We start from the raw sequence: 8,047 nt of genomic DNA, 5'->3' as shown, positions 1-8,047 counted from the left end.
AACGGCGGCAGCGACACGGCCACAGTGACCCTCAATGTCAGCAATGTGAATGATGCCCCAGTAATCACCTCAATTTCTAATTCTCGAGTATCTGAAGAAGGCCTAACGGGTGGTGTTGCTGATACGACTGGCAATACTGATACGACCAATTTTGCAACTGCATCTGGAACAATCAATATTAACGATGAAGATGGAGACTTACTGACTGTATCGCTATCAGGACCATCCGGCATAACTTCAGGCGGCGATCTCATTCAATGGACTTGGGATGGTACAAATACCCTAACAGGATATATTGGTACACCGGATACAAGCTCATATGTGGCTGTGATGACTGTTGTTCTAACCGCTCCAGCAAATGGTTCTTCGGGAGCTTGGTCATATGACGTGACGCTGTTAGCTCCTGTTGATCATGCAGATACTCAGTCTGAAGATAATCTTTCACTCGACTTTGGCATTGTGGTTAACGATGGCAACGGCGCTTCTGGTGTCGGCGATTTCACTGTAATAATTGAAGATGATGCTCCTGTAATTGCTGATGCTAATGTAGTAGCGGTAACCGACATAGATATCCCTAATACATTGATTGGAAGCTTCTCACTCACAAATAATCTCGGTAGTAATAATGAGCTTGATTTTGATGGTTTCACCATTACTGCTAGAGGTTTCACCTCTGCCACTGATTCTTCATTAACGGCAGCTTCTGTGTTTGGTAATAGCGACGGGATCGGTGTTAAAAGTGTAGGTGCGCCATATCATCAGATTAATGGAGAGATCGATTTCCGTAAATTTGCAGATGGCTCAGAAGCCTCTGAAGAAATAGTAATCACGCTAGATCCAGGCACCCTTGCATATGGTGTCAATATCGAGTTTTCTGCGATGTTCGGTGGAGAGCTTGAAGTGGGAGTCGTTGAGTTTTATCGAGACGGCCAGCTTGTTGCTACGCAGTCATTTAGCTCCGATGCAAATGATGGTAATTACGCCGCTGTTTTTGAAGTATTACAAGGTGGGTTTGATCAAATGATAATTAAAGCTACTGACAATGGCTTTAATGCGGCTCACGGTGACAATAGTGATTTATCAATTAAAACCATAGAATTTTTAGGGGCTGCTGATGTCGCCATTGCCTACGCCTCTGGGTCTGTTGATACCCAATGGGGCGCTGATGGGAAAGGCTCCTTGGTGTTTAGTGGAACTGATGAAACTGGACTTCTGACTGCTACTGGTGATGCGGTTATCATCACTCAATCAGGCAATACCTTAGTTGGTCAAACTGCCAATGGTGATCTGGTCTTTAAAGTAGAGTTTACTCCTCATACAGGCCAATGGGATTTCTATCAATATCAAGTAATGCAGCCTACGGCTGATGGAAAGCTAGACTTTAATGTTGTAGCAACGGATGGTGATGGAGACAGCTTTACTGGACACTTCGCTGTATCGGTGCAAACGAATACTGCACCCGTGTCTGTCGATTCACTAACACAGGGCATAGAAGATACTCCTTTATTACTTAATTGGGACAGTTTGAGCATTACTGATACCAATAACAGCAGAGATGAATTATCCATCAAGATTACGGCACTACCCAATGCAGCTAATGGTGAGCTACAACACTTAATAAATGGACAATGGGAAGCTGTGACTGTAGGAATGTTACTGACGTCAGCAATGTTTGATGCGGGAAGCGTACGATTTGTTCCTGCTAACGATCAAGCTGATGGTGGAAACTCTGCAACAGGCATTGGAAATCAAGGGGAAGCACTAGCAAACTTCACCTATATTGCAACAGACGGCTCCAATGAGAGTTCGCCTGCAACGGTTACCATCCACATTGATGCCAGAGCTGATGAGCCTATGTTAACAGTATCGAAGGGGCAATTAACTTGGATTAATGCCTCAGCAGATAATACGCTGAATTCGACTCACACTATTGGCTCCAATGATTTTGGTATTACCATTGAAGCCACTAAATCAGGTCGTACTGCTACTGCCGATAACGATAAAAACCATTACTTACAAGGCGATTCTAACGACTCGAATATGCTTACCGGTAAAGGCGGTGATGATATTTTAGTTGGTGGTAATTTAAGCGACAACTTGCTTGGAGATAGTGGCGATGATGCATTTATTGGTGGCGGATTAAACGACTCTATTTATGGTGGTTCGGGTACTGACACCGCTATTTACTCAGGCAATTTCGCTGATTATGTTATTACTAACCATACTGACCACTCCGTTACGCCTTATATATTAATTAATGATAAGCGTGGCATTGATGCCAGCTCGGTAAATACCAATGCTTTAGATGCTGGCGATCACTTGTATGAAGTTGAGCGTCTGGTTTTTGCTGATGGCGTTTACATTGTCAATGATAAAGGTCAAATTACACAGCTACAGATTAAACAAATCCCATTATCAATCGATGTTGATTTAGTCGATACAGATGGTAGTGAGACCTTAACAGATGTCACTATTTTTGGCATTCCTAGCGGTGTTTATCTGACTGCAGGCACACTCAATGCTGATGGTAGTTGGACGGTATCAATTAGTGATCTACCGAATATCAAGTTACAAGTTGCTGAAGATTACAAAGGTGATCAAGAGTTTACTTTAACGATTTTAGCAAGCTCAGTTGAATCAAGTAATAGTGATATTGCGACCAGTCAAACCACTCTTGATATATCGTTAAGAGACTATGTCTATGACAATGGTACGGATGGCGATAACACCATCACCGGAACTGACAATAATGACGTTATTGTCAGCGATACGACGGGTATTCAAATTGTTCAAGGTGAAAACTATAATATCGCCTTTATTCTAGACTCATCTGGCAGTATGGGAACCAGCAACATAACCGCTGCAAAAACACAGTTGCTTCAAGTTTTTGATACTTTAAAGTTAAGTGTAGGCTCTGCCACATCTGGTACTGTTAATATTTTACTTGTCGATTTCGATTATGGTACTCAGGTCAACGTCGCGGTTAATTTAGCAGACGCTAATGCGATTTCGGTGTTAACAGCTGCCCTCAACACCATCCAGAATGGTGGTAATACCAACTATGAAGCCGCATTTGAAACTGTTACAAATTGGTTCCTAAATGGATCTGCTGCAAGCAACAGCGGGAATAACCTCACCTATTTTATTACCGATGGTGAGCCAAATACCTATAACACCGACGCGCAGCTAAATACGGTTTTGGCCTATGATGTTTCGGGAAGCAATAATGATAAAAAGTTGTCAGATCTTATTGGCAACTATACAAAAGGTCAGGCATTAACTCACAATGGTAAGGTCATTATTGACGAATATGGTAATACCTATAAATGGTCTAATGATAGTGGCTCATGGAGAAGTGTACAAACAGGTAGTTTAAGAGTTGATGCCAGCGGAAAATATTACCTAGCCAAAATCACTGATACCACTAACAGCGAAGCTGCTGCACAAGCAAAAGCGGCTTTCCAAGTGCTCAGCACATTATCCGAGGTTGAAGCGATTGGTATCGGCTCTGGAATCAGCCTAAATAAACTGACCCCTTATGACTCAGATGGTAATGTCGCAACCAACATCAATGCCAACAGCTTAGCGAGTGTCATTTTAGGATCTGAATTGTCGCTCATTCAAGGTGATGATAGCGTCAACTCTGGTGCTGGTGATGACATTATCTTCGGTGATTTGGTTCAATTTGATGGAATAGAAGGGCAAGGCTACGCCGCATTGCAAAAATTTGTTGCGCAACAAACTGGTGAGAATGCAGCTGATGTGTCAATTCAAGATGTGCATGAATACATTACAGCCAATACCGGATTATTTGATACATCACGTGTAAATGACGGTGATGACATTCTTGCTGGTAATGAAGGTAATGACATTTTATTCGGTCAAGGAGGGAATGATGAACTTCATGGCGGAAGTGGCAAAGACATGCTCATCGGCGGAACAGGTAATGATTCATTAGATGGCGGTTCTGATAATGATGTGCTTATCGGTGGTCTAGGCAATGACACATTAATTGGTGGCTTAGGAGATGATACCTTTGTATGGTCTAAAGGCGACACTGGCATCGACACCATAATGGACTTTGAGGTAGGAAATAATAAACTTCACCTCAGTGACTTATTGCAAAATGAACAGAATGGAAATTTAGATGATTTTCTACATTTCTCGTTCAATAATGGCAATACCACTATCTCAATTGATGTTGATAAAGACGGTAAGGTAGATCAAACAATCGTGCTAGATGGCGTAGATTTATCGGCAGAGTACGGCTCAACGACTGATGGCGTGATCATCAATGGATTACTGAATGATGGTGCATTAATTGTCGATACGGCAACGACTACATCAGCAATCTCATTATATGTTGAGCCTCTTGAGCCATTACATGGAAATATGATTCCTTAATAGAAATACATTGTATACGTCACATAGTATTATGTGACGTATACTCTATTAATATACTTACAATAATTATTTAGGACTCTTATTAGGTGTCTATTACTGCGTCTAAAAAAAGCGATCAGTGGACGATTTCAGCTTCTCAACGAGTAACTATTGATCCACTACTCGATTGCTTAGTTTTGCTAACCGAACATTTTGGTAGCCCATGTTCCATAGAATCTTTATCGGCAGGTCTTCCTTTGTCAGGGTCGGTTATTACCCCTGAGTTACTTCCTCAAGCTGCGGGCAGAGCTGGATTATCAGCTAAGTTATCTCGCAAAGATTTAAATCAAATCTCTGAAATATTGTTACCTTGTATTTTATTATTGAAAGATAAGAAAGCGTGTGTTTTAAGAAAAATTGATTTTGACAATGATAAAGTGATTATTCAGTTACCTGAAACCGGTGGCGAAGATACATTATCCATTGGAGGGCTTGAGTCTTTATATGTCGGGTATCTGTTTTTAGTCAAACAGGATTATCGAGGCGATAAAAGTGTTGATGTTCATTTACATGACAACAGTACCCACTGGTTATTGCAAAGTATAAAAGATTCAGCCTCAATTTATCGTGATGCGTTAATTGCTTCTGTACTCGTTAACTTGTTCGCTTTGGTTTCACCACTTTTCATCATGAATGTGTATGACAAAGTCGTGCCTAATCTTGCATTTGAATCTCTTTGGGTATTAGCTATCGGGGCGAGTATTGCCTACCTATTTGACTTTATCATGCGACAATTAAGAAGCTACTTAATTGATGTTGCAGGTAAAAAAGTCGATATTATTGTGTCTTCAAAATTATTCGCAAAAGCTGTGGGCATTCCGCTATCAAAACGCTCCCCTAGTGTAGGCGGAATGGCCAGACAATTAGGTGAATTTGACAGTATCCGTGAGTTTTTAACTTCCGCAACAATTACAGCTTTGGTTGATTTACCCTTTGCACTGCTGTTCGTATTTATTATCTATATCGTTGCGGGTGACTTAGCCTTAATTCCTGTGTTGGGTAGTATTGTTATTATCGCAACCACCTTTTATTTACAGCCGAAATTAAAACAAGCTATTGAAGAAAGTAATCGTTTTGCTAGCTTAAAACATGGACACCTTATTGAAAGCTTAACTGCACTTGAATCAATAAAAGCCAATGGGGCTGAAGGGCTTGTTCAAAAGAGTTGGCAACAAATGATTGGCCATACGGCTAATTGGCAATTAATCACCAAGAAATTGTCAAATCATGTCACGCATATTGCAAATTTTATGGTGCAATTGACTGTGGTATTGGTGGTTATTCTAGGTGTTTATCGACTTGCTGATAACGAAATATCAATGGGAGGCATTATTGCCGCCGTGATGTTATCTAGTCGAGCTATTTCACCGATGGCACAGCTTGCAGGACTTATCACTAGAGGTAATTACACTATAAGCTCTCTTCGTCAACTTGATGCAATAATGGAGCAAGATGATGAATTTGAAAACAAAGGTCATCTGGTTAGTAAAGAGCGTATTTCAGGTAAAATTGAAGCTGACAATCTAAGCTTTAGTTTTCCGGGCACAGAAAAACCTAGCTTATATCCCTTATCGTTAAGAATACAACCAGGAGAGCGTATTGCGATTATTGGTCGTAATGGTTCAGGTAAGAGTACTTTAGCTAAATTATTATTGGGTTTATACAAGCCAACCCAAGGTAGTCTTCGTTATGATGGTTTGGATTCAGGACAAATTCACCCTAGTGATTTAAGGCGTAATTTTGGTTATTTACCCCAAGATATCACCTTATTTCACGGTAGCATTCGAGATAATATCTTATTTGGCTCACGTCAAGTTACTGAACATCAGTTAATGAGAGCTGTGCAGCTGTCTGGTGTGAGTTTATTTACCAATGTTGAATCTGAAGGGTTAGATTTGCAAGTCGGTGAAGGTGGTTTATCACTGAGCCGAGGTCAGCGCCAAACGGTCGCCTTAGCAAGAGCAACCCTTAATGACCCACCGATTTTACTTATGGATGAACCAACTGCGAGTTTAGACGCTAGAGCTGAAAAACAATTTATTAAATCAATGCAATTAGTTAGCCGCGATAGAACCCTATTACTGATCACGCATAAAATGCACTTACTTAATTTAGTGGATCGTATTATTGTCCTAGACAGAGGCCATGTAATGGCTGATGGTCCAAAAGACGAAGTACTTGCTAAATTAAACTCAGGCGCAATGGCAGGAGAAAGAAGTGCATGAGTAAACACCTTACGACAGAAGACCTAGAAATGGTCGATGATGTATACGGTGCCATGATGACTGATGCGCCAACTGGACATCGTTTAATTATATGGTCATTAGCGGCAATGATGGTTTGCTTCTTTATTTGGACATACTTTTCTGAATTAGATCAAGTTACTACTGGCATGGGTAAAGTGATACCGTCGACTCAGATACAAATGATCCAAAGTTTAGATGGCGGTATTTTACAAGAAATTTATGTTCAAGAAGGGCTTTTAGTTGAAAAAGGCCAACCGCTTGTACGTATTGACGATACACGTTTTCGCTCTGATTTCGCCCAACAAGAACAAGAAGTTTATGGATTACAAACTAATGTTATTCGTATGCGAGCCGAATTAGACAGTATTTTGATATCAGACATGTCAGCAGACTGGCGCCAACAAGTAAAAATTACCAAGCAATCTCTTATTTTTCCTGAGGAATTAATTGCACAGGAGCCAGCATTAGTTAAGCGTCAGCAGGAAGAATACTCTGGTCGCTTAGACAATCTTAGTAATCAGCTGGAAATTTTGGTGCGTCAAATTCAACAACGCCAACAGGAAACTGAAGAGTTAGCATCCAAAATATCAACCTTGACCACCAGCTATCAATTAGTATCAAGAGAGCTAGAACTGACCAAACCATTGGCCCAAAAAGGCATTGTACCCGAAGTTGAACTACTAAAACTTGAACGTATTGTGAACGACATTCAAGGTGAATTACAATCATTGCGTTTATTGCGCCCAAAAGTAAAAGCATCGATGGATGAAGCTATATTAAAGCGCCGTGAAGCGGTTTTTATCTATGCTGCTGATTTACGTGCGCAACTGAATGAAATGCAGACTAAACTTTCACGTATGAATCAGGCTCAAATTGGGGCTTTTGATAAAGTGAGTAAAGCGGTTATTACTTCACCTGTAGCAGGGACAATTAAATCTATTCACATAAATACACTTGGTGGTGTCATTCAGCCTGGTGTTGAGATTATTGAAATAGTGCCTTCAGAAGACCGATTACTGATCGAAACAAAAATCATCCCCAAAGATATTGCTTTTTTACATCCGGGTTTACCAGCAGTCGTTAAAGTTACCGCCTATGACTTTACACGTTATGGCGGATTGAAAGGAACGGTGGAACACATTAGTGCCGACACATCACAGGATGAAGAAGGCAACAGTTTCTATATCATTAAAGTAAGAACTGAAGAATCGAGTTTGATAAAAGACGATGGCACACAGATGCCAATTATTCCCGGTATGCTCACTTCGGTGGACGTCATTACAGGGAAAAGATCCATACTTGAGTACATTCTAAATCCCATATTAAGAGCAAAAGATACTGCGCTGAGAGAGCGCTAA

The 8,047-nt window shown here is 40.7% G+C and carries 3 protein-coding genes; all 3 read left to right on the top strand.

What is annotated here, in order from left to right:
- Positions 1-4,404 (top strand): beta strand repeat-containing protein (locus NE535_RS16515; RefSeq protein ID WP_261299698.1); only part of this gene is annotated, 4,404 nt, incomplete at its 5' end.
- 86 nt (positions 4,405-4,490) lie between these two features.
- Positions 4,491-6,668 (top strand): type I secretion system permease/ATPase, encoded by a 2,178-nt coding sequence (locus NE535_RS16510; RefSeq protein WP_188842682.1) that lies wholly within the window; start codon positions 4,491-4,493, stop codon positions 6,666-6,668.
- Positions 6,665-8,047: an HlyD family type I secretion periplasmic adaptor subunit gene (locus NE535_RS16505; protein ID WP_188842680.1), complete on the top strand. Its 1,383-nt coding sequence runs from the start codon at positions 6,665-6,667 to the stop codon at positions 8,045-8,047. The genes NE535_RS16510 and NE535_RS16505 overlap by 4 nt, the downstream gene beginning before the upstream one ends.

The sequence above is a fragment of the Shewanella holmiensis genome, from assembly GCF_025370255.1.
Taxonomy (GTDB): Bacteria; Pseudomonadota; Gammaproteobacteria; order Enterobacterales; family Shewanellaceae; genus Shewanella; species Shewanella holmiensis.
This window is presented reverse-complemented; position numbering and strand designations above follow the sequence as displayed.

Excerpts from the sequence above, each read along its gene's own strand:
- NE535_RS16505 (WP_188842680.1), top strand. The coding sequence starts at position 6,665 with ATGAGTAAACACCTTACGACAGAAGACCTAGAAATGGTCGATGATGTA.